At 53.0% G+C, this 24,970-nt stretch carries 28 protein-coding genes; 26 read left to right on the forward strand and 2 right to left on the reverse strand.

Translation table 11 applies throughout. The features are described 5' to 3' along the window. Nucleotides 1-321 precede the first annotated feature (321 nt). The 5 genes from FHI25_RS20020 to FHI25_RS20040 are packed head-to-tail and all read left to right on the forward strand — an operon-like array spanning nucleotide 322 to nucleotide 4,937. Nucleotides 322-1,362 carry an N-acetylneuraminate synthase family protein gene (locus FHI25_RS20020; RefSeq protein ID WP_210520825.1) on the forward strand — a complete coding sequence of 347 codons (1,041 nt, stop codon included), beginning with the start codon at nucleotides 322-324 and terminating at the stop codon, nucleotides 1,360-1,362. Further along, nucleotides 1,362-1,877 (forward strand): HAD family hydrolase, encoded by a 516-nt coding sequence (locus FHI25_RS20025; RefSeq protein WP_210520828.1) that lies wholly within the window; start codon nucleotides 1,362-1,364, stop codon nucleotides 1,875-1,877. The genes FHI25_RS20020 and FHI25_RS20025 overlap by 1 nt, the downstream gene beginning before the upstream one ends. A 25-nt stretch (nucleotides 1,878-1,902) precedes the next feature. Next, nucleotides 1,903-2,715 carry an SDR family oxidoreductase gene (locus FHI25_RS20030; RefSeq protein WP_210520830.1) on the forward strand — a complete coding sequence of 271 codons (813 nt, stop codon included), beginning with the start codon at nucleotides 1,903-1,905 and terminating at the stop codon, nucleotides 2,713-2,715. A 4-nt stretch (nucleotides 2,716-2,719) separates the two neighbouring features. Beyond that, nucleotides 2,720-4,186, forward strand: coding sequence for an aldehyde dehydrogenase family protein (locus FHI25_RS20035; RefSeq protein ID WP_210520832.1), 1,467 nt, complete (start codon nucleotides 2,720-2,722; stop codon nucleotides 4,184-4,186). A 4-nt stretch (nucleotides 4,187-4,190) separates the two neighbouring features. Then, the gene (locus FHI25_RS20040) at nucleotides 4,191-4,937 is read left to right on the forward strand and encodes an acylneuraminate cytidylyltransferase family protein (RefSeq protein WP_210520833.1); all 747 of its coding nucleotides are present in this window, start codon (nucleotides 4,191-4,193) and stop codon (nucleotides 4,935-4,937) included. Between the two features lie 138 nt (nucleotides 4,938-5,075). On the opposite strand, the gene FHI25_RS20045 is transcribed toward FHI25_RS20040, so the two are convergent. Then, nucleotides 5,076-6,185 carry a glycosyltransferase family 1 protein gene (locus FHI25_RS20045; RefSeq protein WP_210520835.1) on the reverse strand — a complete coding sequence of 370 codons (1,110 nt, stop codon included), beginning with the start codon at nucleotides 6,183-6,185 and terminating at the stop codon, nucleotides 5,076-5,078. Between the two features lie 139 nt (nucleotides 6,186-6,324). Between FHI25_RS20045 and FHI25_RS20050 the strand changes: the two genes are divergently transcribed. The 10 genes from FHI25_RS20050 to FHI25_RS20095 all read left to right on the forward strand — a co-directional run bounded on the left by FHI25_RS20050 (nucleotide 6,325) and on the right by FHI25_RS20095 (nucleotide 12,680). Continuing rightward, nucleotides 6,325-6,738, forward strand: coding sequence for a hypothetical protein (locus tag FHI25_RS20050; RefSeq protein ID WP_210520837.1), 414 nt, complete (start codon nucleotides 6,325-6,327; stop codon nucleotides 6,736-6,738). Nucleotides 6,739-6,875: 137 nt separating this feature from the next. After that, nucleotides 6,876-7,241 (forward strand): hypothetical protein, encoded by a 366-nt coding sequence (locus tag FHI25_RS20055; protein WP_068518710.1) that lies wholly within the window; start codon nucleotides 6,876-6,878, stop codon nucleotides 7,239-7,241. Next, nucleotides 7,238-7,474, forward strand: a complete 237-nt coding sequence (locus FHI25_RS20060) for a helix-turn-helix transcriptional regulator (RefSeq protein WP_068518711.1) — start codon at nucleotides 7,238-7,240, stop codon at nucleotides 7,472-7,474. The genes FHI25_RS20055 and FHI25_RS20060 overlap by 4 nt, the downstream gene beginning before the upstream one ends. Beyond that, entirely contained in the window at nucleotides 7,461-8,204 is a 744-nt protein-coding gene (locus tag FHI25_RS20065; RefSeq protein WP_068518712.1) for a conjugal transfer protein TraL, read from the forward strand. The genes FHI25_RS20060 and FHI25_RS20065 overlap by 14 nt, the downstream gene beginning before the upstream one ends. Next, nucleotides 8,204-8,644: a hypothetical protein gene (locus FHI25_RS20070; protein WP_068518713.1), complete on the forward strand. Its 441-nt coding sequence runs from the start codon at nucleotides 8,204-8,206 to the stop codon at nucleotides 8,642-8,644. The genes FHI25_RS20065 and FHI25_RS20070 overlap by 1 nt, the downstream gene beginning before the upstream one ends. Before the next feature lie 26 nt (nucleotides 8,645-8,670). Beyond that, nucleotides 8,671-8,985 (forward strand): TrbC/VirB2 family protein, encoded by a 315-nt coding sequence (locus tag FHI25_RS20075; RefSeq protein ID WP_068518714.1) that lies wholly within the window; start codon nucleotides 8,671-8,673, stop codon nucleotides 8,983-8,985. Further along, nucleotides 8,982-9,281 (forward strand): hypothetical protein, encoded by a 300-nt coding sequence (locus tag FHI25_RS20080; protein ID WP_068518715.1) that lies wholly within the window; start codon nucleotides 8,982-8,984, stop codon nucleotides 9,279-9,281. The genes FHI25_RS20075 and FHI25_RS20080 overlap by 4 nt, the downstream gene beginning before the upstream one ends. Beyond that, nucleotides 9,278-11,668 carry a type IV secretion system protein VirB4 gene (locus FHI25_RS20085; RefSeq protein ID WP_210520839.1) on the forward strand — a complete coding sequence of 797 codons (2,391 nt, stop codon included), beginning with the start codon at nucleotides 9,278-9,280 and terminating at the stop codon, nucleotides 11,666-11,668. Before FHI25_RS20080 ends, FHI25_RS20085 begins: the two co-directional genes overlap by 4 nt. Beyond that, nucleotides 11,650-11,832 carry a hypothetical protein gene (locus FHI25_RS20090; protein ID WP_068518481.1) on the forward strand — a complete coding sequence of 61 codons (183 nt, stop codon included), beginning with the start codon at nucleotides 11,650-11,652 and terminating at the stop codon, nucleotides 11,830-11,832. The genes FHI25_RS20085 and FHI25_RS20090 overlap by 19 nt, the downstream gene beginning before the upstream one ends. After that, nucleotides 11,829-12,680, forward strand: coding sequence for a hypothetical protein (locus tag FHI25_RS20095; RefSeq protein WP_007092547.1), 852 nt, complete (start codon nucleotides 11,829-11,831; stop codon nucleotides 12,678-12,680). The genes FHI25_RS20090 and FHI25_RS20095 overlap by 4 nt, the downstream gene beginning before the upstream one ends. 5 nt (nucleotides 12,681-12,685) lie before the next feature. On the opposite strand, the gene FHI25_RS20100 is transcribed toward FHI25_RS20095, so the two are convergent. Next, nucleotides 12,686-13,159: a hypothetical protein gene (locus FHI25_RS20100; RefSeq protein WP_068518351.1), complete on the reverse strand. Its 474-nt coding sequence runs from the start codon at nucleotides 13,157-13,159 to the stop codon at nucleotides 12,686-12,688. Between FHI25_RS20100 and FHI25_RS20105 the strand changes: the two genes are divergently transcribed. Genes FHI25_RS20105 through FHI25_RS20155 form a run of 11 tightly spaced genes read left to right on the forward strand, consistent with a single transcriptional unit; the run spans nucleotide 13,143 to nucleotide 24,953 of the window. After that, complete coding sequence (locus tag FHI25_RS20105; RefSeq protein WP_068518350.1) at nucleotides 13,143-14,264, forward strand: hypothetical protein; 1,122 nt, start codon at nucleotides 13,143-13,145, stop codon at nucleotides 14,262-14,264. The two genes, FHI25_RS20100 and FHI25_RS20105, sit on opposite strands and share 17 nt — an antisense overlap. Next, complete coding sequence (locus FHI25_RS20110) at nucleotides 14,261-14,554, forward strand: hypothetical protein (RefSeq protein ID WP_007092543.1); 294 nt, start codon at nucleotides 14,261-14,263, stop codon at nucleotides 14,552-14,554. The genes FHI25_RS20105 and FHI25_RS20110 overlap by 4 nt, the downstream gene beginning before the upstream one ends. Beyond that, nucleotides 14,545-14,730: a hypothetical protein gene (locus tag FHI25_RS20115; protein ID WP_007092542.1), complete on the forward strand. Its 186-nt coding sequence runs from the start codon at nucleotides 14,545-14,547 to the stop codon at nucleotides 14,728-14,730. The genes FHI25_RS20110 and FHI25_RS20115 overlap by 10 nt, the downstream gene beginning before the upstream one ends. Next, nucleotides 14,718-15,446 (forward strand): type IV secretion system protein, encoded by a 729-nt coding sequence (locus FHI25_RS20120; protein WP_007092541.1) that lies wholly within the window; start codon nucleotides 14,718-14,720, stop codon nucleotides 15,444-15,446. Before FHI25_RS20115 ends, FHI25_RS20120 begins: the two co-directional genes overlap by 13 nt. Continuing rightward, nucleotides 15,443-16,513: a TrbG/VirB9 family P-type conjugative transfer protein gene (locus FHI25_RS20125; protein WP_007092540.1), complete on the forward strand. Its 1,071-nt coding sequence runs from the start codon at nucleotides 15,443-15,445 to the stop codon at nucleotides 16,511-16,513. Before FHI25_RS20120 ends, FHI25_RS20125 begins: the two co-directional genes overlap by 4 nt. Then, nucleotides 16,510-17,601, forward strand: a complete 1,092-nt coding sequence (locus tag FHI25_RS20130) for a TrbI/VirB10 family protein (protein WP_210520841.1) — start codon at nucleotides 16,510-16,512, stop codon at nucleotides 17,599-17,601. Before FHI25_RS20125 ends, FHI25_RS20130 begins: the two co-directional genes overlap by 4 nt. 4 nt (nucleotides 17,602-17,605) lie before the next feature. Continuing rightward, nucleotides 17,606-19,813 (forward strand): hypothetical protein, encoded by a 2,208-nt coding sequence (locus tag FHI25_RS20135; RefSeq protein ID WP_068518349.1) that lies wholly within the window; start codon nucleotides 17,606-17,608, stop codon nucleotides 19,811-19,813. Continuing rightward, complete coding sequence (locus FHI25_RS20140; protein WP_068518348.1) at nucleotides 19,810-20,766, forward strand: ATPase, T2SS/T4P/T4SS family; 957 nt, start codon at nucleotides 19,810-19,812, stop codon at nucleotides 20,764-20,766. The genes FHI25_RS20135 and FHI25_RS20140 overlap by 4 nt, the downstream gene beginning before the upstream one ends. Further along, complete coding sequence (locus tag FHI25_RS20145) at nucleotides 20,763-22,556, forward strand: type IV secretory system conjugative DNA transfer family protein (RefSeq protein ID WP_068518347.1); 1,794 nt, start codon at nucleotides 20,763-20,765, stop codon at nucleotides 22,554-22,556. The genes FHI25_RS20140 and FHI25_RS20145 overlap by 4 nt, the downstream gene beginning before the upstream one ends. After that, nucleotides 22,553-22,804 (forward strand): hypothetical protein, encoded by a 252-nt coding sequence (locus FHI25_RS20150; protein ID WP_007092377.1) that lies wholly within the window; start codon nucleotides 22,553-22,555, stop codon nucleotides 22,802-22,804. Before FHI25_RS20145 ends, FHI25_RS20150 begins: the two co-directional genes overlap by 4 nt. Then, on the forward strand, nucleotides 22,797-24,953 hold the full coding sequence (locus FHI25_RS20155) for a zincin-like metallopeptidase domain-containing protein (protein WP_068518346.1): 2,157 nt from the start codon (nucleotides 22,797-22,799) through the stop codon (nucleotides 24,951-24,953). The genes FHI25_RS20150 and FHI25_RS20155 overlap by 8 nt, the downstream gene beginning before the upstream one ends. Nucleotides 24,954-24,970: the final 17 nt, after the last annotated feature.

Below are 24,970 nucleotides of genomic sequence, written 5' to 3' on the forward strand. Positions count from 1 at the left end.
AACTTCAATATCGTTGCAAATTGTATGCATCATCAGCTTGAATACACGGCCACGTAATTTGCATGCTTAATTATTGAGCGTGCGGATCCAAAGTAGAAATGATGCATTACGCCGTAACACATTGAAAACACTAACTTCACAAACGACATCCGCAACGATATTCATTAAGTTACGTCAACCTAGAAACCAACACTCCCAGAAGAAAACACCTCGGTTACAAAAAGCTTTACGACGCATTCCCCGAGAACGTGGAGTATTGCATTTGTCGTAAAAAACCAGCTACAACTCCCACTTATTAAATCTCAAGAATGGTGATACCTAATGTTTCGAAAAGAAGAGATTGGTGACAACGCAATTATCATTGCAGAGGTAGGGCAGAATCACCAAGGCGATATCGATCTTGCGCGTGAATACATAAAGGTTTTTTCTGCAGCTGGGGCTGACGTAATAAAATTCCAGACTCGCAATAATAAATACCTTTTTTCCAAAGAAGCGTATGAATCCCACTACGACAGCGAGAACGCTTTTGCAGACGTCTACGGGCATCACCGTGAAAAGCTTGAATTGGATCCGAAGTGGCTCCCAATACTCAAAGAAGACTGTGAACAGCATGGCGTCAAATTTATGTCAACTCCGTTTGACGAGCCAAGTCTCGATGTTTTGTGCAGCGACGATGTCAATGCCGATGCCATTAAAATCGCATCGTTTGATATTGGCAATCTTCCCCTGATTCACAAAATAGGAAAAACCAAAAAGCCCGTCGCCATGAGCATCGGCGGCGGCAAGACTGATCAGATTCGCGCCAGCGTTGAGGCATTGCTGTCTCACCATGATGACATCGCAATTTTGCACTGTGTGTCTGAGTACCCGTGTGACCACGATCGGCTTGGCCTAAACAATATCGACAGCCTGATAGAAAACTTCCCCCAATGCACAATTGGATATTCTGATCATTTTAACGGAATTCTGCCTGGACCTCTTGCATTCATGAAGGGGGCGAGAGTGTTTGAAAAACATGTAACTCTTAACCGAGCTTGGAAAGGTACAGATCACAGCTTTGCGCTTGAAAATGAGGGGTTCAGAAAATTTGTTCGTGACATCAGACGCACCCCACAAATGATGCCACCAAAGCCCGTAGAAGAACTGGGATCGGAGTATGTTTTCAAGAAACTTGGGAAGTCACTGACCGCCTATCGCGATATTAAGGCAGGAGAAGTTATAGATATGGACTCGCTGTCGGGCAGGATTTTCAAAGATCAACATATACCTGTTCGTGAATCCAACAGAGTTATCGGACGTATCGCTAAAAATGATATCGTCAAGGGATCAGCTATTAAACCCTCTGATATAGAAAATTGGTGATGAAATACAACGTTATGACGAACCAAAACTTGTTGGCATCGATCCAACTGGTTGTTTTCGATTTTGACGGAGTCTTTACTGACAACAGGGTTTTTGTTGATCAAAATGGCAGTGAGTCAGTTGCATGCTGGAGAAGCGATGGGCTTGGCTTATCTCGTATTCATGAAGTAGGCATCAAAGCATACATAGTATCGACCGAAACCAACCCTGTTGTGACACAAAGAGCAAACAAACTTAAGATAGCTTGTAGGCAGTCAGTTGCAGACAAAGCGGCATGTGTTCTTGAGATTTGCGATGAACTGAATGTCACTCCACAGGAAACAATGTTCGTTGGCAATGATATAAACGACATACCTGCATTTGACCTTGTCGCTGCTGGTGTTGGTGTTGCGGATTCTTACGATGAGATTGATCCGCACATACTGTTTAGAACGGAGAAGTCCGGAGGTTTTGGCGCAGTTCGCGAAATATGCGATATGTTATATCATTCAAAAAAAATCAACATAAGCGCTTAACAGGCAAACGTTAGGTATGTTCTAAATGCTCGCTAAAAACACTTTCGATGTCAGCAATGATATTGTCCTGATAACCGGAACTTCTGGTCAACTTGGAAACGAATACGCTTCAGCTTTCCTGATGAATGGCGCCAAAGTAATAGGACTTGATGTACTCTCTACGGCTAAATGTAACTCTCTTCAGTTGCAATACCCCGACACATACTGGTTCTGTAAGAGCGACGTGACTAACAAAAGGATGCTCTCGAAAGCCCTCGCGCAAATCACAGAACGTTTTGGAGTGCCAACCGTTTTAATCAACAATGCGGCTATTGATTCACCTCCATCTTCACCGCCAGAGGAAAATGGTCCATTTGAAGAGTACCCCGAAGACTCTTGGGATCAGGTTATTGATGTAAATCTCAAAGGAACATACCTTTCTTGCCAGGTTTTTGGGTCAGCAATGGCCAAGGCTGGAAAAGGCTCTATCATAAATGTTTCATCCATTTATGGAATTGTTTCCCCCGACCAGAGCATTTATGATTTCCGCCGCAAACGCGGAGAGGTTTTTTTCAAACCAGTCGCCTACTCCGCTTCAAAGTCCGGTGTCATTAATCTCACACGCTATCTCGCTGCTTATTGGGCTAAATCTGGCGTCAGGGTAAACTCGTTAACTATCGCCGGGGTTTTTAATAACCAAGAAAAGGATTTCCTCACTGCTTACTGTGACAGAATTCCAATTGGGCGTATGGCAAATCGCGACGAATATAATGGCCCGATGCTATTCTTGGCGAGCGAAGCTTCAAGCTACATGACGGGATCAAATCTGATAATCGATGGTGGATGGACTGCAATATAATAAAATGAGTGATAAATTGATATATATCCCAAACTGGATTAGTGGAAAGAAAGTAGCTTCGACCAACGGCGAGTGGTTGGACAAGCACAACCCGCATAACGGTCGATTGATGAGCAAGGTCGCCGCATCATCTAAAGAAGATGTCGACAATGCAGTTGATGCAGCACGGAAGTCGTTCTGTGAATGGTCGGAAACCACGCCTGTGCGGAGAGGGCAAATCCTCCTCGACATAGTCGCTAGAATGAAGCAACGAGCTGGTGAAATGGCAGCTTGCATCGCGGTTGAAACTGGAAAGCCACCTCAAGACGCTCAAGGTGAAGTAGCGGGTGCAATTTTGCAAGGTGAGTACTTTGCTGGCGAAGGCATGCGTCTTCACGGACGCTCACTTACCTCTGCCGTACCGGGGAAGTATAGCCATACAGTTCGCCAACCTCGAGGAATCGCCGGCCTTATCGTCCCAGCAAATACACCAATTGCAAATTTGGCCTGGAAAACCTTCCCAGCTCTTATATGTGGCAATACTATTGTAATCAAAGCAGCAGAGGATTCCCCTCAAATCGCAATTATTTTTGCCGAAATTGCCAAGGAAGCGGGCCTACCCGACGGTGTAATGAATGTGATTCAAGGGTCAGGCGCAAACGCGGGTACTGCTATTGTCGAGAACCCTAATATCTCAATCATAAGCTTTACCGGCTCGACAATTGTGGGACGCAGCATCGCTGCAACTGCTGGAAAGCGACTGGCCCGTGTCTCCCTTGAGCTTGGTGGCAAGAACCCGTTTGTAGTTTGCGACGATGCAGATATCGAGAAGGCGGTACATTGGGCAGCTCTTTCGGCTTTCAGCAATGCAGGTCAGCGTTGTGCTGCTGGCAGCAGGCTTATTGTTTTCAATGATGTCTATGAGGAATTTCGTAACAAACTGGTCGCCAAAGCTAAATTACTAAAACTTGGTGTTGCACCGGGAGATGACCTTGGTCCTGTAATAAACAAACGTCAGCACCTATCCATAATTGGCGCAATATCTAAGGCTATTGAGGATGGCGGAACCGTCTTGTGCGGAGGCAAAGCCCCTGAGAACATAGGTCTCTCAGAAGGATACTATATTGAGCCAACTGTTATTGAAGGGCTTGCGCCATCGAGTGATCTATGCCGCCACGAGATATTTGGCCCCGTGGCGATACTCCTACCAGTAAACACTATGGAAGAAGCGCTAAAGTTAGCAAACGATAGTGAATATGGACTAACTTCGTCTATTCACACTTCAAATGTTGACCGGGCAATGTGGTTCGCGCAGCGCGTTAAGGCTGGGGTTGCCAATGTAAATCTCGGCACTTACGGAAGTGAGCCACACATGCCATTCGGCGGATTTGGGTCCTCCAGCAACGGAACCCGAGAACCCGGAGTTGAGGCTTTAGACGTATATTCCGAATTAAAAAACATTACATTCCTGACCCGCACCGACAGGATCTAGCTTTATGAAACCAAGTGCAGTCGCATTCATCCCAGCCCGCTCCGGATCTAAAAGGGTTCCAGGAAAGAATATAAAGGAATTAAACGGCCACCCTTTGTTGGCATACAGCATATGCGCAGCAATAGACAGTGGTGTCTTTGACGCTGTTATCTGCGCAACCGATAACGAGCAGTATGCACAAATCGCGCGCGAATACGGAGCAGAAGTTCCTGTTTTAAGGCCGCCGTCAATATCGGGCGATAAATCTCCCGATATCGATTGGGTGGTAATGATGCTCACAGCACTAAAGAACATGGGCCGCGAATATGATGCGTTTAGTATATTACGCCCAACCAGCCCATTTCGCCTGCCCCAAACAATTTCTAGGGCATGGGCTACTTTCACCACCCATCCACACGCTTGCTCAATCCGAGCAGTTGAAAAGTGCTCCCAGCACCCAGGAAAAATGTGGATCATAGACGGGCAATATATGAAACCAGTTCTTCCATTCAAAAATGGGGATACGCCTTGGCACAGCAGTCAATACGCGTCATTACCACCAATCTATGTACAGAACGCTAGTCTTGAAATTGCGTGGAGCCGTGTTGCCTTGCAAAATGGATCTATTGCTGGGGAAGTCATAGTTCCATTTGTAAGCTGCGACCTTGAAGGATTTGACATAAATTCCCAATACGATTGGCATATGGCTGAAAATTACATCGAATGCGGCGAAGCAAAACTACCAGACGTGAGAAAACTTGAGCCAAAATGACAATGGATCCGGATGCTGGTTCCTTTTTGCTTTGGATCTTGTTCAGTCTGCCTGCATCATATTTCTCAAGAACATTTTTCTCGGACAGCCACATTACTTCAGCCCGAATATTATTGCTCAATTAACCCAGCTGAAGACTTATTTTTGCAGAACAGCGCGATACACGCTCAACGTGTCTTGTGCACATTTAGCAGTACTGAACTGCCTAGCACGCTCTTTCCCTCTTGCAATCAATACGCGCCTCAAATCTTCGCTATCGAGCACTCGCTCAATAGATTTTCTTATGTCCGAAGTACTGTAAGGATCAAACATTTCAGCAGCATCACCAACCACCTCCGGTAAGGAGCTTGTGCAACTACATACGACGGGACAACCTTCACGCATTGCTTCAAGTGGGGGAATCCCAAAACCCTCATATATTGATGGGTAAATAAACGCAGTTGCATTTGCATATAAACGTATCAGCATTTCATCAGAACCAGAAACTTGCTTGACTTGCCCTGCAGAAAAACCGAGCGCTCTTATCTTCTCAAGCTCCGCATGTGAAAAAGCACCACCACCGAAACAAACTATATCGTATTTCTCTATCAGTGCTGCCGATCCTGCCACAGCAGTTATGAAGGAGGAAAAATTTTTGTATCCAGCGCGACTTCCTACATAAAATAAAAACGGTCTGACCTGATTGTCACAGGTTTCTTTCACCGTAACTTCGTTTGATTGACTTATTCCAGGATAAACGACAGAAATATTCTCTGAGGACACAGAATATATATCCATTAAATCTTTCTTAGTGTTGTCGGATATACAAATAATATGGTCGGCCCTACGTATTGCAGCTTCTTTTTCGCGAATAGTCGGGTCGGCTAGAGAAAAATTTTCCTGAAATTTTTCGTGGATCATATCATAGACAGTCAGGACAGTCTTCGAAGAGCCAGAAGACGTAGCAAATTTCGAATAGTATGTCTCGTGAACAATATCTGGCCTAAATCGCCGTATGAAAACACGCGACATCCAAAAATTTAAAAATCGATAAATTCGACCACACCTATGAAATGACGGAACTGAAACACCGTGAATTTGTAATGTACTCGGTGCTTCAGCTAAGTATTTATTAATATAGAGGGGGGCGATGATAGACACCTTGCAGTCTGTTACTACAGAAAGGCTTGAGGCCAACTCAACTGCGTATCTTCCGATACCACCGTACTCCTGCCATCCAAAAATCTGATGATCAAACAACACTTTCATTTATCAGGTTCTTTTTTGCTTGACCATCAACAATGGTCGTTTGTGGTTCAGCGCAGAAAAATTCTGTCTAATGACTACTCGATAAACTGAATAGGTCTATATTGAGCTATCGAGCACCTCGTGAAAAGATGATTTCCTCATGGTCTCTGATAACTGTCTGCTATGTACTAATATTGCCTTAATTGCACAATATAAGTTTTTTGTAAGATTATTCCATTGGCACTTTTATATGCGGCCTTTCTCAGGACTTACGTGCACCCACTGGGTGCACCGTTCCTTCGAAACCACCAATTATGAGAAGGCTCAGAACGCAGGAAGATCGAAGGTTCAAAGACTGTTCCTGCGGGTAATAAAAGACCCTGCCACCGAAGGTGACAGGGTCTTTTTATTGGTTGCGGGGGCAGGATTAGCGCTCGCTTTGCTCGCTCAGCTCCGGCCTGTGGCCTTCGCAAAGAACCTGCAAACAGGCATTGGCCTGTTTGCGATGTTCCAATCCATTTGCACCCGGCAATCGAACATTAAAAAAGCCCGCCACAAGGGCGAGCTTTTTTGATGTTGGTTGCGGGGGCATACCTGTTTGCCCAATTCTTTTCCCCGAGAAACATCAGATTTTGGTGCACTCGGTAGAGAATTGAGACCATACATTTCCGATCCTTGTCAAGTCGTTAACGGCATGATGGGGGTCCTACAATGCCAGCCGAATGGGGTCAGGCGAAGATCGAAATCCTTGCTTTGCGAGATGAAATTCTCGGCAAGCTTGAGCAAGGCATTCTGGTCAGAACAATCTACGAAGAACTGAGCGCATCGGGACGTATCACAATGTCTCGCAGGTCATTCTATGACCGCGTTAAACGACTGCGTACTGAAGCCTCGAAGTCCACACGCAATACCTCTGCGCAATCCACTGGGCGCACCAGCAAACCAATCCAGAACTACCTCACTGAGAAGTCGAAGCCAGCCACAAGCAATTTGCTCCCAAGCCTCAAGGCCGAAGAGCAAGAAGAGCTTGATCGCTTGTGGGAAGGGTCCTCGGACAACACGGAGGAAACTCCGTGAACTCCTGGAAATCAGATTACCTCACTCTTCACACCCGCCTGCGGCAAGCCCGCGAGAGCAAACACCTCACCCAAGCTGGTGCAGGTGAATGTATCGGCGTGTGCGAACGCACCTATCGAGACTTTGAGGCTGGCAGGACGGATCTGTCAGCAGCCCACATGTTCCGCCTCGCCACTGTGCTGGGCATCAAAATTATTATTTCAGATGGAGTTATCGCCGATGGCGTTGATTAATCTTACCCTTCAGGGCAAGGGCGGGGTCGGCAAGTCGTTTGTCGCAAGCCTTCTCGCGCAGCATTACCTCAAACGCGACACCCCGCTTCATTGCTATGATACCGATCCGGTCAACCAGACCTTTGCCGGATACAAGGCATTCCCCGTCGAAACCATTCGCCTGGGCGAACGTCCTGACGAGATCAACCCGCGCTATTTCGATGCCCTGATCGAACAGATCATGATCGGCCCGGAAGACGGGGTTGTGGTGATCGATAACGGGGCCAGCACCTTCCTGCCGCTGCTTGGCTATATGGTTGAAGCACAGGCCCTGCAAATGCTGGCCGATGCCGGTCATGAAGTCCGGCTTCATACGATCCTGACAGGTGGCCAGGCGCTTAATGATACCATGCAAGGGCTGCATCAGGTCTTGCAGAGCGTTCCCGATATTCCGGTCGTCGTCTGGCTCAATGAATATTTCGGGCGGATCGAACGCAAGAACGCATCTGGCGAAGTCGAGAGCTTCGAGCATTCCGGACTTTACAAGAAAAACAAGAACCGCATTCACGCGCTGGTCCGTTTACCCGAGGTTCGCAAAGAAACCTTTGGCCATGACATTGAACAGATGATGCGTGCCCGCCTGACCTTCGATGAAGCAGGCAGCCACGCAGACTTCCCCTTGATGTCGCGCCAGCGCCTGATGATGACCTGGCGTAGCATTGGGGCCTCCATGGAACAGGCGGTGCTGTAATGGCCAGCGTTCTTGATGAGGCTCCTCCGCCGCCCCTGACCATGGACAGCATCGAAGAGCTGCGCACCCATTTGTGGAAAGTTCATCAGGTCACCGTCGAGGACGGTGACCCGGTGCTCATGATCTACACCATCCACAAGGTCGTGCTCGACGAGCATCGCCGCCTGATCGATCAGCATAACCGCACCCTGTCCGGGATCATCCAGGCACAGGCAGAAACCTTCACCAACGAAGTCACTGCCGCCATCGAGGACTTCAAGAATGAAGCCCTGACTGATGCCGTGCGGGAACGTCTGTCTGCCATGCAGGAAGCCGCCCGCCTTGCTGATATGGCGCAGGACCGCTTTCGCAAGATGGTCAAGCTGATCTCCATCCTCACCGCTCTCAATCTGGTCGCCGTCGTCTTCACGCTGGGCGTCCTCACCGTTTTGACGATTTGACGATTTGACGACAAGGAAAACAGAACATGGATAAACGCAACCTTCTCAAAATCGCTGTCATCGCTGGCCTTGCCACATTGGCCATGACCGAACCCGCTTTTGCGCAAGACACTACAGGTGGCAACTGGTGGGATCCGGTTGTCTCCTTCCTCGAACTTCTGGCCGAAGGCTTTGGCAAGATCTTCGCCATCGCGCTTGGTCTTGGTTTGGTCGTCTATGGTGGTTGGGGAGCCTTCACAGGCAGGCTCGATCCACAACGCGGCATCATGATGGTGATTGGTGGCATCCTGGTCACTGCAGGACCGGCCATTGCTTCGGGTCTTCTGGGGGTTCTCAAATGAAAGCCGCCAGTGCTGTTCTCATTCAGGTCCAGCGCCAGATGACGCTGATCGGTCTACCGATCTCGCTTTTGCTTGTTGCCGGTCTCGTTGGCGTTCTGGGTTTTGTCCTGCCCGTCGTGTTCGATTTTCCTGCCCTGGTTATTCCAGGCGGGATCGTGGGCTTTGTCGGCGCATGGATCTATCTCGTCAAACATCAGCGGATCAATCCGAACTATGACCGCGATCTGCTGGTGACCCCAATGTTTTGGGGCAGCCGTAAGGGTGAGCGCCTCCTGACCACGGGAGGTCGCAAATGATTTGGGCCGATGTAATCACCACTGGTCTTGTGACCGGTATGGCGGGCGGCCTGGTCGTTCCGGCGGGTCGTCGCCTTTTGCTTGGGGATATTGAGCAAGACTGGCTGCAGGAAGAGCTGGAGCTCGACGGGATTGATCCGGTCGATGGTGTCACCGTGCGTGGCAAAGACGGGTCGCTGTCGCGTATCTGGCACCTGCAAGGGACCAGCTATGACGCCCGTATCGAGAGCGAGCAACAAACCTTGTTGCTTGGTCGCCAATCTCTTTTGCAAGAGCTTGGCAAACGGTCCGTCACTGTTCGGTTGTTCTCAGTCAAACGCCAGCGCGAGATTGCCGCTCATGCAAAGTGGCCCAATAGCGTGCTTGATGAGATCGGCACCGCAGAAGCAAGACAATATAAATCAAGCTACTTCATCGACTGGTATCTGATGGCAACGGCTCAGACCATGCAGCCCCTGCTGGATGCCGAAGAGAAAATCCCGGCCATTCTGTCGGAATACCGCCCGGAGTTGCTTGCCCGTTCTAACGACGATCAACCCTGTCTGCTGACCGGGTTTCTCAACGGATTGGTCAGCGGCGATTATCGCCGTGACCTTCCGGCAACCAGTCACAACTTGTCTGCAAACCTTCCCGCATCTGACCTTCATTGCGACAAGGTGACCGGCAACATCACCACACATGTTCCGGCCCGACAATTCCAAAAGGTCATTACCGTCACACTCTGGCCGGAAACAGTCTCCGGCCATCTGATCGGCGAGATCCTCGCCCTGCAGGGCGATATCGAGATTTGCCAGATCTGTGATCCATGGGGCAGTGACCAGGCAATGCTGGTCAATAAACGCCGTATGGCTGGTGAGTCTAATTCATGGTTCGGTAATCCTGCAGCAGCAGCAGAAGTCTCAACGCTTTTAGATCTTCTGGCCGAAGGCAAAACAGCCCTCTTTGCCACGCAGTTTCAGATCATTCCGCGCGCAGAAACCGAGGAAAAACTCACAGCACTGATCCGCGAGATCACAGAGATCCTTGGCAACAAACGGATCGGCTATGCCGTGCAAACCAAGGGGGCACCTGTCTGCTGGTTTAACCGCTTGCCTGTCGTTTCCAAACGCAAGATCAGATTGCCTGGCAGTCAGTTCATGGCCCCGCTGGATCTGCGCGATCAGAACATCGCTGCCCTTTGGGCTTTGCCGCATTCGGCAACCGGCATGTTGGCCAGCCAGTTCGGCCCGGCACCCGTGCGCTGGTTTAAAACGCCAACCGGCCAGTCCTATGCATTCCAGTTTCAGGTGGTCAACAAGCCGTTCTCGCTTGGCAACTTTCTGGTCTTTGCACCCTCCGGGGTCGGTAAATCCACCCTGATCATGCATCTGATGGGTGGCCTTGCCAAGTTTGAGAATGTGCGGTCCTACATCTTTGATTCCAAGGAAGGCACGCGCTTCATGGTCGAAGCCATGGGCGGTCTTTATCAAGCCTATGATGGATTATCGCTCAACCCGTTGGATGTCGGGGAAGACACCCCAAAAAACCGTGAACGTGTTTATGCGATCCTCAAATCGCTGGCCGGGATTGATCTCGAAGACGGCGACATCGATGCGCTTAATCATGCCGTTGATTTGGCGTTTCAGATTGAGCCACCACATCGCACGCTCAATGCGATCTATCCCTTTGCCTTTGCCCGTCGCTCAGCCCTTCGGCGTGCCTTCGCCCAGTGGGTGACTGACGACAAGGGCAATACAGGTCTTCGTAGCCACATCTTCAACGCCCCGCATGACAGCCTCGGCGGCCTTCTGAACCAATCGCACATGGTTGGCATCAACATGAATGAGGCGCTGGCTGATCCGGCTCTAGGCGGGCCGGTGGTTGGTCATATCTCGGAGGCCATCAGTAAATCTGTTGCCGGGCGCAATGGTGGCTTTGTCATCTTCATTGATGAGGCAGCCAAGCTGCTTTCCAACCCCGGCTTCCGAGATCTCGGAGCCGAGATGTATCGCGAGTATCGCAAGCTTGGCGGTGCGGTTGGCATGGCGTTTCAGGATCCGGCAGGCTTGGGCAAAACCGGTGCCGCTGAAGCCATCATCGAAAACACCGCCACAATGATCTTCTTCCCGAACTCCAAGGTCACGGAAGAAAGCCTCAAGCCATTCAATCTCAATGAAGAGCAAAGGTTGTTTGTCCAGGGCCGCACGCGATCACGCAAGAAGAATGATCGACGGGTGCTGATCATCAAGCGCGACGAGGCCAGCGGCTTTGAGGAAAGCGCCATTCTCGATGTCGATCTGACACCGCTTGGCGATGCTGCGCGGTTCTACCGTTCCGGGCCGGATGCCAATAACGATCTGGCCACCATTCAACGCAAATGGGGGGACGCATGGCCAAGCCATCTGTGAGCAACTGCGATCACCCGGACATGATCAAACAATCCCTTTTAATGATGGCTGTAACCAGCCTCGTTGGTGCTGTCGGCCTGATTGCGATGATGTATTGGCCACTTGCTACCAGTGTCGTCCTGATCGTCATGCTTGTCCTTCTTCTGGCAGGAGGTCGATCATGAACAGGCGTCTTCGTTCTGTCGCTCTTGCGTTCGGGATTGTTCTGGCGACGCCGGCCATTGCCTATGCGACCTATCCGGTGATCGATGTGTCTGCCATTGCGAAGTTGGGTGAACAGCTCAGCAAGATGCAAAAGCAGATTGATCAGCTCAAACAGCATACTGAATGGCTGACCAAACTGAGCGCTCAAGCCCAGGGCACGATTGATGCCATCGGGGCCATGGGGCAGATCACCCTGCCAGTGCTAAACATGCAGAAGCTCACCAACCGGATCATGCGCGACATTCAATGTCTGACGCCGGATCTCTCTGGCCTGATGCCGGGCATGAATCTCGATGATCTCGACTTCTTTAGCATCTGCGAGGGTCGCAGCATCTATCGCAAGTCGCTTTGGTTTGATCCGAACGATCCTTCGACCTGGACTTTCCCGGAAGGCAGCGAGTTTGCTGGCAGCAACAATGGCTCAGGTTCCGGCAGCGGTGTCTGGTCCAATCCGGATCACCCGGTCAACAAAGCCAAATGGCAGGCCCAGCAGCAAGCCCGCGCCATGGTCGAAGCCAGACGTGAAGAATTGGCCAAAGATGCCGTTACAACCGGCTTGGCCCAGAGCGATCTGACCGTTCAAAGCGCAGAAGAAATTCAGCAGGCAATCGAAGAGCTCGAAGCTGGCACCAATGGTGCGGCGGATATGAAGCGCCTTCTGATGGCAATTGCCAAATGGATGGCGATGTCAAACCGCCAGCAGGTTCAACAACAGCAACTCATGGCGCAGCTGGTCAAGATCCAGTCGACCATGTTGCTGCAATACCTGCCGCCCCAGCAGCGCGAAGATGCGGAGGCGGCAGAATGATCGGCTTAGTTTCCTGCCAAAAACGTGTTGTCGCGTTTCACATCATTCTTGGTACGCCAATCGGGAAGATCGCGGCACGAATGCGTGAAGACGTTTCGCTGCTCCATCGTCCAACAAGATCCGGCCTGTTTCCATTCGTTCCAGGCAAATGCTTTGTCCTTGTTAGTGACAGCTCGGTAGACGTGCTTCCAAACCTCATACACCCGATGGAGATCATATCCGCGCTGTATGAGATCGCCTTCCGGATGCTTCGCCAGCCTCCGCAGAACTTCCTCTCGCGATCCAACGACAAGTTCTTTGTTCGCTTCATACACCGGCATGACGCGGTCCCACTCGGAGACAGCATCTGCACGAGTGTAGTTCGTCCAAAGAGACACCGCGTAATCCCAATCCAAGTAGTCGGACTTCTGGGAATAAATCTGCGCGTTAGCGGCTCCCCCAAAAACCAAAAGGAATACGGCGATGAATGACGACGACATCACCTGCCTGACGTGTGATGTGGTGACGGAATATGTCGATTTGGCAAACAGTTTCACCCAGAACCTGAGCACTGTGCTCCTCGAACCCATGTGGTTCATCTATCTCTCCGTCGTTGGTCTATGGATCGTCATTCATGGCGGCAAGATGATCATGGGAAAGGGCGATCTAATTGGATTCGCTCATGAATTCGCGTTCATCATTATAGCTGGTCTGCTGCTCGGCGGGCAAGGGCCCACTCTCGTAAATTCCATCTATCAGATGGCTTTATCAACGATGGGTAGTGCTGCTGGCGTCGTTCTGTCTGCCGGTATGGAAGGTGGCATTACAGCCGCGACGATACCGAGTGAAGCCACGTCTCTTGGTGGCATGGCTCAGTTGGTCTATGTCGCCGAACAAGGCTTGATGAGCGTACTTCGCATCGCCTTTGAGATATGGGCATCGATCTCGCTCGGCAATCTGATGGCCGGGGTCTACGGCGTCCTGCTTGCCCTGCCCTACATCATCCTGATCATTGTTTATTTCAGCCAGGTTGTTGTCAGCATCTTCCGCGTGATGATGTTCTCGGCCCTCTCTCCAATCCTGATGCTTGCCGTCGGGTTTGGTTGGGGACGCGGCATGGCAATCACCGGGGTTCGAACTGTCTTTGCCGCTTTTATGGTGCTGTTCGGCTCAACGCTTGCACTCGCACTGTGTCTCTATGGTGCAGCATCGCTTGATATCCAGAATACCGAGAATGTTCGCGAGATCACATCAATCGACAATCCGGGCCTATGGGTTGCGATTGTTCTTGGCTGGATGGGTACAGCCTTTATGGCCGAGGCAACCGGCATGGCCAACTCGATTGCCGGATCCCAACTCACCAATCAGGCCGCAGCCGTCATTACCGCTGGCATGACCGCAACCGGTCTTTCCCTTGTCAATGCTGCCAAGAAATACGCACCGGGTGGAGCCTCAGCCGCACTTGATGCTGCTCTGCTGGGTGCGGGAGCCGCCCGCAATCCGGTTGGAGCGGCAGGGGCTGCCAAAGATAGTCTCGTTGCCGCCAAGAATGCCGTCATGGAACGCCTCAAGACACCGACCTTTGATCGGGGAGGCAAGCCATGAACCGGCTCAAGAAATTCCTGCGTGATGTCACTCTGACCTTCGTAATTTTTCCGCTCGTTGCGCTCTGGCTAATGGTTCTGACCGGCATGTTTTCGCCCGAAAGCCTGATCGTCTTCGTCATGGCACTTCGCGAAGTTGATGCCGCCCAGCTCGCCGGGCTGATGCGCAGTGCCGTTCATATCTGGATCGCGCTTTCATTCGTCCTTGCCCTTGCCCGACTTGCATTCGGGCTTGGTGCCTCTTCCCCCAAAACCGCTACCAATCAGAAAGGATCGCAGCCATGCGCCTGATCCCCAAACATTTCGTCCCAATTCTTTGCCTCGTCGTTTTCCTCTCCGGCTGTGTCTCCGTTTCAAAGGACCGCGAGATCCCCAAAGACGGAACCGGAACCGATGAAATGAAACTCAGCCCGTGCGTCTGCAATCCGGTTGAGTTCAATGGCGAGGGCTTCTCATGGCTTGGCTAGGGCGTATCGGCAAACGCGATAACGGGCGCAAGTCGATGATCAAAACCACCTCAACGCACAAAGCCACAGTTGCTGCAGATCCGTTCAGCTTTCAGGCCAGCCATCGCAGGCTCGCCTGGATGCTGCGCCTGTCTGCCGGAACCAACATTGTGCTTGGTGCAGGTGTGGTCGTTCTGGTGCAAACCGTTGCGCATCTCGTACCGCTCAAGGAAACCGAGATTGCCCTGGTCCGGACCTATGGCCCCGATGATCGCACCTACGTTGTCGAACCTGTCAGCAAGAAGGTCGAAGGCTTTGAAGTCTTTCTTGAAGCCCAGGCCAAACGTTTTGTTCTCATCACCAACGAGATTGATCCGGTCACACAGCAAGAACGCCAGCGCGAAGCATCAAGACTTTCTGATGCCAGCTTCTGGGAACGCTTCAAACGCGAGCGGATCGATAGCGGCCTGATCACCGAAGCTCTTGAAAAAGGCATCGAGCGCGAAGTGCGGATCGTCTCCATCGATCCCATCGCCACCTTGTCGTCAGACCATAAATACGCGGTCGATTTCATCCAGATCGACCACCGTCGCGGCAAAGAGATCTCGCGCAAAAACTTGCGCGCCTACCTGACGCTGGCCACCCGTCCGCAAAACGTCTCCGAAGCTGACAAATACACCAATCCTTTTGGCGTCACCGTGCTCGACATGGTGCTTAGAGAAAGAGGCGCGTCATGAAACGCCTGACCAATCTTGTTTTCCATCTCGTCTTTGGCAGCCTCATTCTGGCGGTCCTCATTCTTGGCTATAAGCAGGCCAATGCGCAGACCGCCGCACGCCCACCTATGCCGGGGCAATCGCAACAACCGTTTTCTGGTGCGCAAATCACCCCGCAACAATCCGCACCAACCATGCCGGTGCCCGAGAGCGTGGTCGATCAGGCCCGCGATCAGAATGAGGGCTACTTCAACGCAATGAGCCGTCCGCGTACCAGCGGCCAGGTTCAGGATGTCTGGGATGATGCAGACCCGAGTGACGCGGTTTATGCGACCGATCTGTGTAATGATTGCACTTACAAGATCCGCACCCGCGAGTTCATGGTCACTGTGCTTGAACTGCCGCGCGGTGAGATCATCGAAGCTGTCGATCTGGGGGATGATGGCGGGTTTTCTGTCAAACCACGCGGTGAACGTCGTTTGGCGGTGCGCCCCAGCGGATACGGTTATGACACCTCACTTGTCGTCTATGGCAAATCAGGTGCTGTTTATCCGTTTTATCTAAGGGCCGAGAGCTTCAACTCGGTCAATGTGCCCGATCTGATCGTGCGGATTGAAGGATCCGTTCAAATCGAAAGCGATCCGGCGGTTGCTGGCTTTGACGACAACGGTAAAGCCAGCCTTCCGGCGATGTCTGTTCCAGGGCTTGGCAACAAGTTTGCCGCTATCGATACTGCGATTGCCGGACTGAGTGACTCCAATCCGGGCACGCCTGAAGGCGACTTTGTCGCGCAATCCCCGTTTGACCCGAACGCCCTGCATGGGTGGGGTGAGTATGATCTCTGGGGCGATGAAACACTGCGCCCGGAGACAGTATTTCGGGATGACCACTTCACCTATATCCGCTTTGGCAAGCGCTGGAAGGATATCGAACTGCCGACTGCCTATGTGGTGGTCGATGGCATAGATGAGCTGGTCAATACCCGTGTGCAGGGTGAGACCTACATCATCGAAAGCACCCGTCCGCTGATCACGCTCAAAAGCGGCAAGAGCTTCCTCTGTATTGAATATACCGGGGAAGGCGCATGAGTGCATTTTGTGATGTTGCACTGGTGCTGGGCCTGACCTTTGGGGGTGTATGTGCCGAACCGGTCGTCAATGAACCGCCAACCCTTCCAGCTGATGATCCATCAGTCTGGGCCCTTCCAGCCCCGCCACCACCAGCACCAGTTGCCCCTGCCCCAACTATGCCGCCGATCATCATCAAGGAAGCCAAACCGGAACCAGAGCCAGCCCCGGCTCCCGAGCCTCTGCCGCAACCTGAACCTGTTCCTGAACCGCCCGCGCCGGATCCCTATCGCATGGCATTGGAGGCTGCCTGGCAACATCGCGTTTCCTTGTCGTCAGACTGGGGTTCTCCAGCCTGGCAGTCTGCTGACATGGCCGAGGCTTCGGGCCATGCTGTCCTGCCTGGTATGGCAACCCCTTCTGCACTTGATCCGCTCGATCTGCCGGTCAGTGATAACGAGAAAGCCGATTATGAAGGTCCGCGCCGGACGTCCACGCTTCCGGTCGATAACAGCCGGATCATTACGGCGGACCGCTATATCACCGTGATCCTTGAAACCGGGATTAACAGTCAGGTTGGCAGTGATGCAACTGGAACCGTCATCGTCCAGTCGGCGCGTGATGTTTATGGCTATCACGGGCGCAATGTTCTGATCCCCAAAGGGTCCCGACTGATCTGCAATTATGATCCACCCAAGGACATGGGCAGCTCGCGCCTGTCGATTGCCTGTGAACGGATCCTGATTGCCGGACACCGTGCCGAAATCCGCCAGCTCGCCTCCCCCATCGGAGACATTCAAGGCCGCCAAGGGGCTGCTGGCGAAGTGGACCGCCGTTTCTGGGAACGCTATGGCACCGCCTTCATGCTGACCGGCATTTCGACGGCTGTGCGCTATGCCGCGGCCTCAACAAAATCCGAAGAAAGCGACGGCGAAGTCGCAACTGCGGCGGCTGAAAAAGCAGCCGAAGAACTCTCGACCCGCTTTGGCGAGATCAGCGCCAGCGTCCTTGAAGAGACGCTTTCACTGCAACCCATCATCACCATCCCGCAAGGCACCCGCCTTCAGATCCGTCCGGCAACGGACTGGTACATTGCAAATGTGGAGTAGAAGCATGAACAAACGAACGCTTTGGTGTTTGCTCCTGTCATCCTGTCTGGTTTCCCCAGCACTGGCTCAGTTGGCACAGCAAGAAACAACATCCTCTCAGGCCGAGCCCGGCATCGAGGAAATGGTGCGCAAGGTCAATATCGTCACCCGCACCAAAACCCGCACCGCCGTCTCGGAAAACGAACCGATGGCGATTGATCTCGGTCTGGTCGATGTGCCCGGTGCGCCGCCCAAACTGACCGAGGGCGTAACGGCCAAGGCATATGCCCGCTATGTCAATTACGAAGACAGCCTTATCGCGCAACTGGTTCTGACCGGTGTTGAAAAAGACGGCAAATCGGAACCACTCGATTCAAACGATTTTGTCGCCCAGTTCAATATGGACAGCCCCGAGCTTGATCCGGCGTCTACTGTCACCATCGAGGGTGATCAGGAAACGCTGCTTGCCGCTCTGCAGCGCTTGAATGATGTCGAGGAAGAGGACGACAAGGAAGAAAAGGAAACCGAAAGCGCTGAAGCTGATACCGGTGCCTCAAACACTGTCGGATCGAATGCTTCCAAGAATGCCGATGCTGCCGGTTATTCGACACCATCAGCCCTTGATGTGGACGAAGATACCAGCACACCGACGGTGCGTGTCACGACCGAAGGCTGCAACATCCGGGTGGATCTGGCACAGCTTGTTGCTGTCCAGCAAAGCCGGGTTGAAACCACCGAAGACGGCAATGTAAGCGCAGGGGCCTGCGAAGATGGTGCAGATCGCTATCCGCTGGACCGCAGCTATTCAGTTTGCGGCGATACCATCGACATGGAAACACGTCAGGCAACCGCACAGTATCTGCTTTTTTACACCGATGGCGGCGGCAACCGTCAGGAAGTCACGGATTGCCTGAAGGATGAAGACAACGTCTTTGACATCACAGAGAAGACCTCGGCCTGCTCGGTCTATCTTGATTATAACGAGATGATGGCTGTCCCACAGGCATCCCTTGTCTATGTCAATGCGAGCAACAATGAAGTCCAGGTCAGAAGCTGCGAACCGTCCGAAGAAATTGCGGCGGTTCCACTTGTCTCGGTAGCCGATGGCTGCTCAATCCGGCATGATTTTGCCGCTGGTCGATCCTATCAAACCGGTCGCCATATTTATGAGCTGAACGGCACCACCTGGCAGGCCGATGCCTGTTCGGATAATGGCACCGAATACCCCCACGAAACGGTTTACAAGAACCCTGCCGGTCAGGAAGTCTGCGCACCGATCATTAATCAGGCGGCAGGAACAGTCACCCGCCAAAGCCGCAAACAGATCGTGGTCAACGGGGTTGAGCAATTCATCACCGAATGCAAACCCGACAGCACCAATATTGCCATCCAATCGACGATTGATGGCTGTGACAATCCTTCACTCTGGAACCATGATCTGGCGGCTGGCACCAGTTATGGTCGCGAGCGGTTTTACTACCTGCTAGATAGCATTCCGAAATATGTCACCGAATGTCAGGATAGCGAGGTTGCCTACCCGCATCATGTCGAGACCACCGGCTGGCAAAACCATGATGACCAGTTGTTCGCCTATCGCCTGACTACGGTCTATATCGAAAGCACCCCAAGGGGACGCTTCAACATCAAGACCAGCGAAGTTCTGCCGGGCGAACCGCAGACTGTCTATGTCTATTCAGGCGAAGCGCCTGCAACAAACGGCGAGCATTTTTATGAAGGCTGCACCCGGTTTGATGCTCGGGACTTGGTGCAATCCTATGACCGCCCGGACGGCTCGGTGCACAAAGTCGTCATTGGTGAAGCCGACCCGCTCAGTCTTGGGAACAAATGCTACAATGAATTTACGTGGGCTGCTGTAACGCATGGACGGTTTGAAAACCCGGTTTCTTCGAACAAATCCAGCGGTCCATGTGGTGTGTTTGAAAACTATGCGCACGTTTATGACGCTGCTTATCACTGCACCAGTACAAGCTCAGTCGGAACACGCAAGACCATTCGTGAAGATGGTGAGGTTATCGGCACGGCCTCTAACACCTGCACGACGTACAATGCCTATTCCCCGGTCAAAGCCAAATATTACACTGGCGGATCAGATGCCGACGGAAGTTTCCAAGGCTATGTCCGCGTCGGATTTCCCTCTTCTGGCTGGTCTTACCCTTCTCACACAAATGGCGTGAAATCCGCCTGCCTTGGGAATTGGGGGTGGCTGCAATGAACGCCCTTTCCCCCAATCCGCTGTTTGAAAAGATCCTTGGGCCTCTGGCCACCTATTACGGCGATCTCTCAACCGTCGAAATCCGCATGAACCGCCCTCACCGCGTCGTGACTGAACGGCGCGGGGAAGGCAAGCGCGAGATCGAAGACCCTGCTCTTACACTGGCCGCCATAGAGCGGATCGCCATCAGCCTCGCCAACCAGCGTGGTCTCAAGTTCAATCCCGATGACAATCCAAAACTCTCCTGCGTTTTGCCGGGCAATCATCGTTGCGAGATCCTCGTCGGTGCATCGGTGCGATCACACCTCAGCCTCGCGATCCGCTGCAAACATCCTTTCACCCCGACCTGGGAACAGGCCGGGGTGACACCGGCCATCCGCGATTATCTGATCGAGAAGGTCGCGGGTGATGCCAACATGATCATCAGCGGGGCAACCAATACCGGCAAAACCACCCTGCTCAACATGTTGCTCGCCACCATCGATCCGGCCCGGCGTGTGCTGGCCATCGAGGATACGCCAGAGCTGCATATCGAACAGTTCTGGGATGGCAATGGCCTGATTGCCGCGCGTGAGGCCGGAACGGGCAGCGGTATGGTTGGCTGGCGCGAGATCTATGATCACCTGATGCGCATCACGCCCGACCACATTCTGTTTGGCGAGATCAGCACCCAGAACGCCTTTGCTGCACTGGCTGCGCTCAATTCCGGGGTCACAGGCTTTATGTGCACCATCCATGCCGAAAGCCCCTGGCAGGCCATTCACCGCAAGTTTGATCAAAACATCGCCTGGGCCGGTGAAACCATGCCGCGTGTGCCGGAGTTTCTGGCCGAGCTGGTCGATGTCGTCGTTCAGATCAAACGCAATACCGATGGCTGGCGACGCATCACCGAGATCTGGGAACCGAGAAATGATCGTTACGTCCTTCAAGACGGCAAGGAGGTGTTGTCATGACAGCTTTTTACCGTCTGACACTTCCGGTCATCCTGATTGCAATGATCGCCGCCATTCTCTGGCAATGGCAACTCGCCGTCGGGTTTGACGCGCTTGATCTGCGCTGGTGGCAATGGTCGCTTGAGGCCGCCACCCATTCGGCGGGCCTTCCCGATGAAATGCTGTATCCGGCCCTTTGGATTGGCATCACCGGATTGCTTTCCATGTTTGGTGTTCTGGCACTTGCCACACGGGCCAATAACAGCACGCTTAAAGGCAACCGCAAGGGCGATGAACTGCATGGTTCCGCCCGCTGGGCAAAGCTCAAGGACCTCAAGAAAGCACGACTGTTTCGCAAAGACGGCGTGGTTGTTGGCGGTTGGCCATCATGGTTTGGCCGGATCCGCGAATTGCGCCATGACGGGCCGGAGCATGTTCTGGTCTGGGCACCAACCCGCACGGGCAAAGGCGTGAGCCTGATCCTGCCCACCCTGCTCAGTTGGCGCGAAAGCATTCTTTGTCTTGATATCAAGGGCGAGAACTTTGCCAAGACCGGCGGCTGGCTTGCCAGCATCGGGCACAAGGTCTTGCGCTTTGAGCCCTCCGCCAGCACTGGCTCGGCCCGCTTCAACCCGCTGGCCGAAGTGCGCATTGATACCGAACAGGACATCGCCGACTGCCAGAACATCGCAGCCATGATCATCGATCCCGATGGCCAGGGCATGAAGGATTACTGGCGACAGGAAGGTTATGGCTGGCTTTCGGTCGTGTTGCTTCATGTCATCTATCGGGTGCGGCGTGATGAACACCGTACGGCCTGTTTTGATGATGTGAATACCTTTCTCTCGGGCATTACCGGCGACGGCGACGCGGAAGAAAGCGACGATAATTTCGAGCATATTCTTGCCGAAATGGCGTCCTTTGATCATGGCAAATCCCATGTGAACAAGGAAGTTCGGCGCGGGGCCAACAGTATGATGATCAAGGCCCCGCAGGAACGCTCTGGCGTGCATTCAACCGCCAAAACGCAGCTGACCGTCTTTGCCGATCCGATCATCGCACGCAATACCGCGACCAGTGACTTCCGCCTGCATGATCTGATGAATGGCGATGCGCCAATGGCATTGTTCCTTGTCGTTTCACCTGCAGACAAGGATCGCTTGCGGCCCCTGCTGCGCATCATCCTCAATCTCTTTATGCGTCGTCTGACGGAACGCATGGCGTTTGGGGCTGGCCAGACGCTCGCCGGATACAAGCACCGTCTGCTTTTGATGCTCGATGAGTTCACCTCCATCGGCAAGCTGGAGATCTTCGAGGAATCGCTCGCCTTCATGGCAGGCTATGGCCTCAAGGCGATGATCATCGTCCAGAACACCGAACAGCTCTTCAAGCATTACGGTCGTGATGAATCGATCATGGCCAACTGCAAGATCCGGGTCGCCTTCACGCCAAACAAACTCGAAACCGCCAAGCTGCTCTCGGACATGACCGGTAAGGCAACCATCGTTCAGAAACGCAGGTCACGCTCTGGACGAATGGGCGACCTCGGGTCTGTCTCGGACAATCTGGCCGAAACCTCCCGCCCGCTTCTCACCCCTGATGAATGCATGCGCCTGCAGATCATTGATACCGAGGGCCGCAAACCAGTCCCCGGCGATGCGCTGATCTTTGTCGCCGGTCTGCCGCCCATCCTTGGCCGTCAAAAGCTCTATTTCCTGGATCGCGAACTGTCTCGTCGTTCGAAAATGACGCCACCCCAAATGGCGTTCTCTTCCACGCCCTCTGCATCTCACAAAGGAACCAAATCATGAAGTCACCCAACACATCTAACAACACTAACACCCCCACTTCTGCCGGTCTTGATGACCAGGACTATCTCACCTTGGCCTCCTCGATGATCAACAGTGAAAGCCAGGTTGGCCCTGTGCCGGTCGATCCGGACATTGCCGAAGCCATGGGCGCATTCTCCGAAGACGCCCTGTCTGCCGATGACGCGTTCGACAGTCATTTTGACGGTATCGACCCGACTTCTGATGCGGAGGGTTCGAACCATGGCTGATAAGAAAAGCTATCGTGATCAGGTGGTCGAAGAACTGCTTGGCCATATCGAAGCAGGCACCGCGCCCTGGCAAAAGCCATGGGAACCGGGGAAAGTCCGCATGGCCCCGTTCAATCCGGTTTCCGGCAAAGACTATCGCGGCATCAATGCCCTTTGGCTTGAAATGCGCGGGCGCTCCGATCCGCGCTGGATGACCTACCGCCAAGCAACAGCTCAGGACGCGCAAGTCCGTAAGGGCGAAAAAGGCACCATGATCGAATATTGGAAATGGTCCGAGCGCGAGAAGGTGCTCGATGACACTGGCAAACCGGTTCTTGACGAAAAGGGTGTTGCGAAAACCCGCGATGTGCGGTTGGACCGGCCACGGGTGTTTCATGCTGTGGTCTTTAATGCCGAACAGATCGATGGCCTTGCACCCTATATCGCACCAGAGCCGACCTTCAGCCCGGTTGAACGGGCCGAGCAGATCCTCAAGCAAGGCAATGTGCCGATCTTCCATGATCAGAATGACCGGGCGTTTTATCGGTCATCAACAGATCAGATCCACATGCCTCATCAGGCCGCCTTCAAAGGCCAATACGAATATTACGCCACCGCCCTACATGAACTTGGCCATGCCACCGGCCATCAATCACGCATGGCCCGCGCGTTCGGGCCGTTTGGCTCGGAAGTTTACGCCAAGGAAGAACTGCGGGCCGAGATCGCAAGCTACATGCTGACCACCGAGCTTGGCCTTGGCCACTATCCGGAACGCCACGCCGCCTATGTCGGTTCATGGATGAAAGCCATCAAGGAAGACCGCAATGCGCTGTTCACTGCGGCGCGCGATGCAGAAAACATCCGCACCTGGATCATGGAGCCGGATCTGCGCCAAAGCTTGATCCCGGAGAAAGCCAAAGAACAAGCCAAAACCATCGCCCAAAACCCGGCTGTTGAACAACAGAAGGAAAATGCCATGAGTGATGAGATGTCACAGGCTCCCAACCAGGACACCAACATCGAGCGCAAACGCATCTATCTCAATGTGCCGTTTAGTGAGAAGGATGAAGCCAAGGCGCTGGGCGCAAAATGGGATCGCCGGGCCAAGGCTTGGTATGCACGAGATAATATGGAGCTTGCGCCCTTCAAACGCTGGCAGAAAACCAAAGCCCAAACCCCTGAGCCTAGGATCAGTCCGGAGCAGGAATTTGCGGAGGCGCTGAAGGAAAACGGCTTGATCCTCGATGGGCCACCGACCATGGACGGTAAATGGCACCGGGTAGCGGTCGAAGGAGATCGCAAAGGCCAGAAAAGTGGCTCCTATCGCGGGTTCCTCGAAGGGCTTCCGGCAGGCAACATCACCAATTACAAATCCGGGCAGGATCCGGTCAAGTGGGTGGCGACCGGAACCAAGATCGATCCCAAAGAATTGGAACAGTCCAGAGCCGAAGCTGCAGCCCGCAAGGCAGCCCAGGAACAGGAACTCCGCGTGCAATATCGCGCCGTGGCCAAACGCGCTTACGGGATTTTCCAGAACGCCGAACCGGCTCCGGCCAATCATGCTTACCTGCAAAACAAACAGGTGCCTGCAGGAGACCTGCGCATTGATCAATCGGGCAATCTTCTGATGCCGATGGCCAATGAGAAAGGCTTTATCGAGAACATCCAGACCATCCATCCCGATGGCACCAAGATGTATCTCAAGGACGGCAAAAAACGCGGCCTGATGCATATGATCGAGGGCGATCCCAAAGGCCCGATGATCGTCACCGAAGGTTACTCCACCGGCCAAAGTCTGCATATGGCCAGTGGGCTGACCGTCGTGGTTGCGCTTGATTCCGGCAATCTCGCACCTGTGGCCGAAGCCCTTCACAAAAGGCACCCGGACCGGTCCCTGGTGATTGCGGCCGATGATGATCATGCCAATCAGATCAATGCCGGGATCAAGGGAGCCGAACGGGCATCTGCACTGACCGGTGCGAAGATCCTGCGTCCGGATCTGAGTGACGAAGAAAAGGCTAAGGGCCTGACCGATTTTAACGACATCCATCGGGAACGTGGTCTTGAGGCGTTGAAACGCCTTGTCACCGAACAGCTCGGCCTGACCAAACCGAAAGCCAAATCCAGAACACAGGGACGCGAGCAGCAGACTGCCAGCTTGGCGGTCTGATCCCCGAATGCCGGTGG

Source organism: Thalassospira sp. ER-Se-21-Dark (assembly GCF_017922435.1).
In the GTDB taxonomy this organism is placed as follows: Bacteria; Pseudomonadota; Alphaproteobacteria; order Rhodospirillales; family Thalassospiraceae; genus Thalassospira.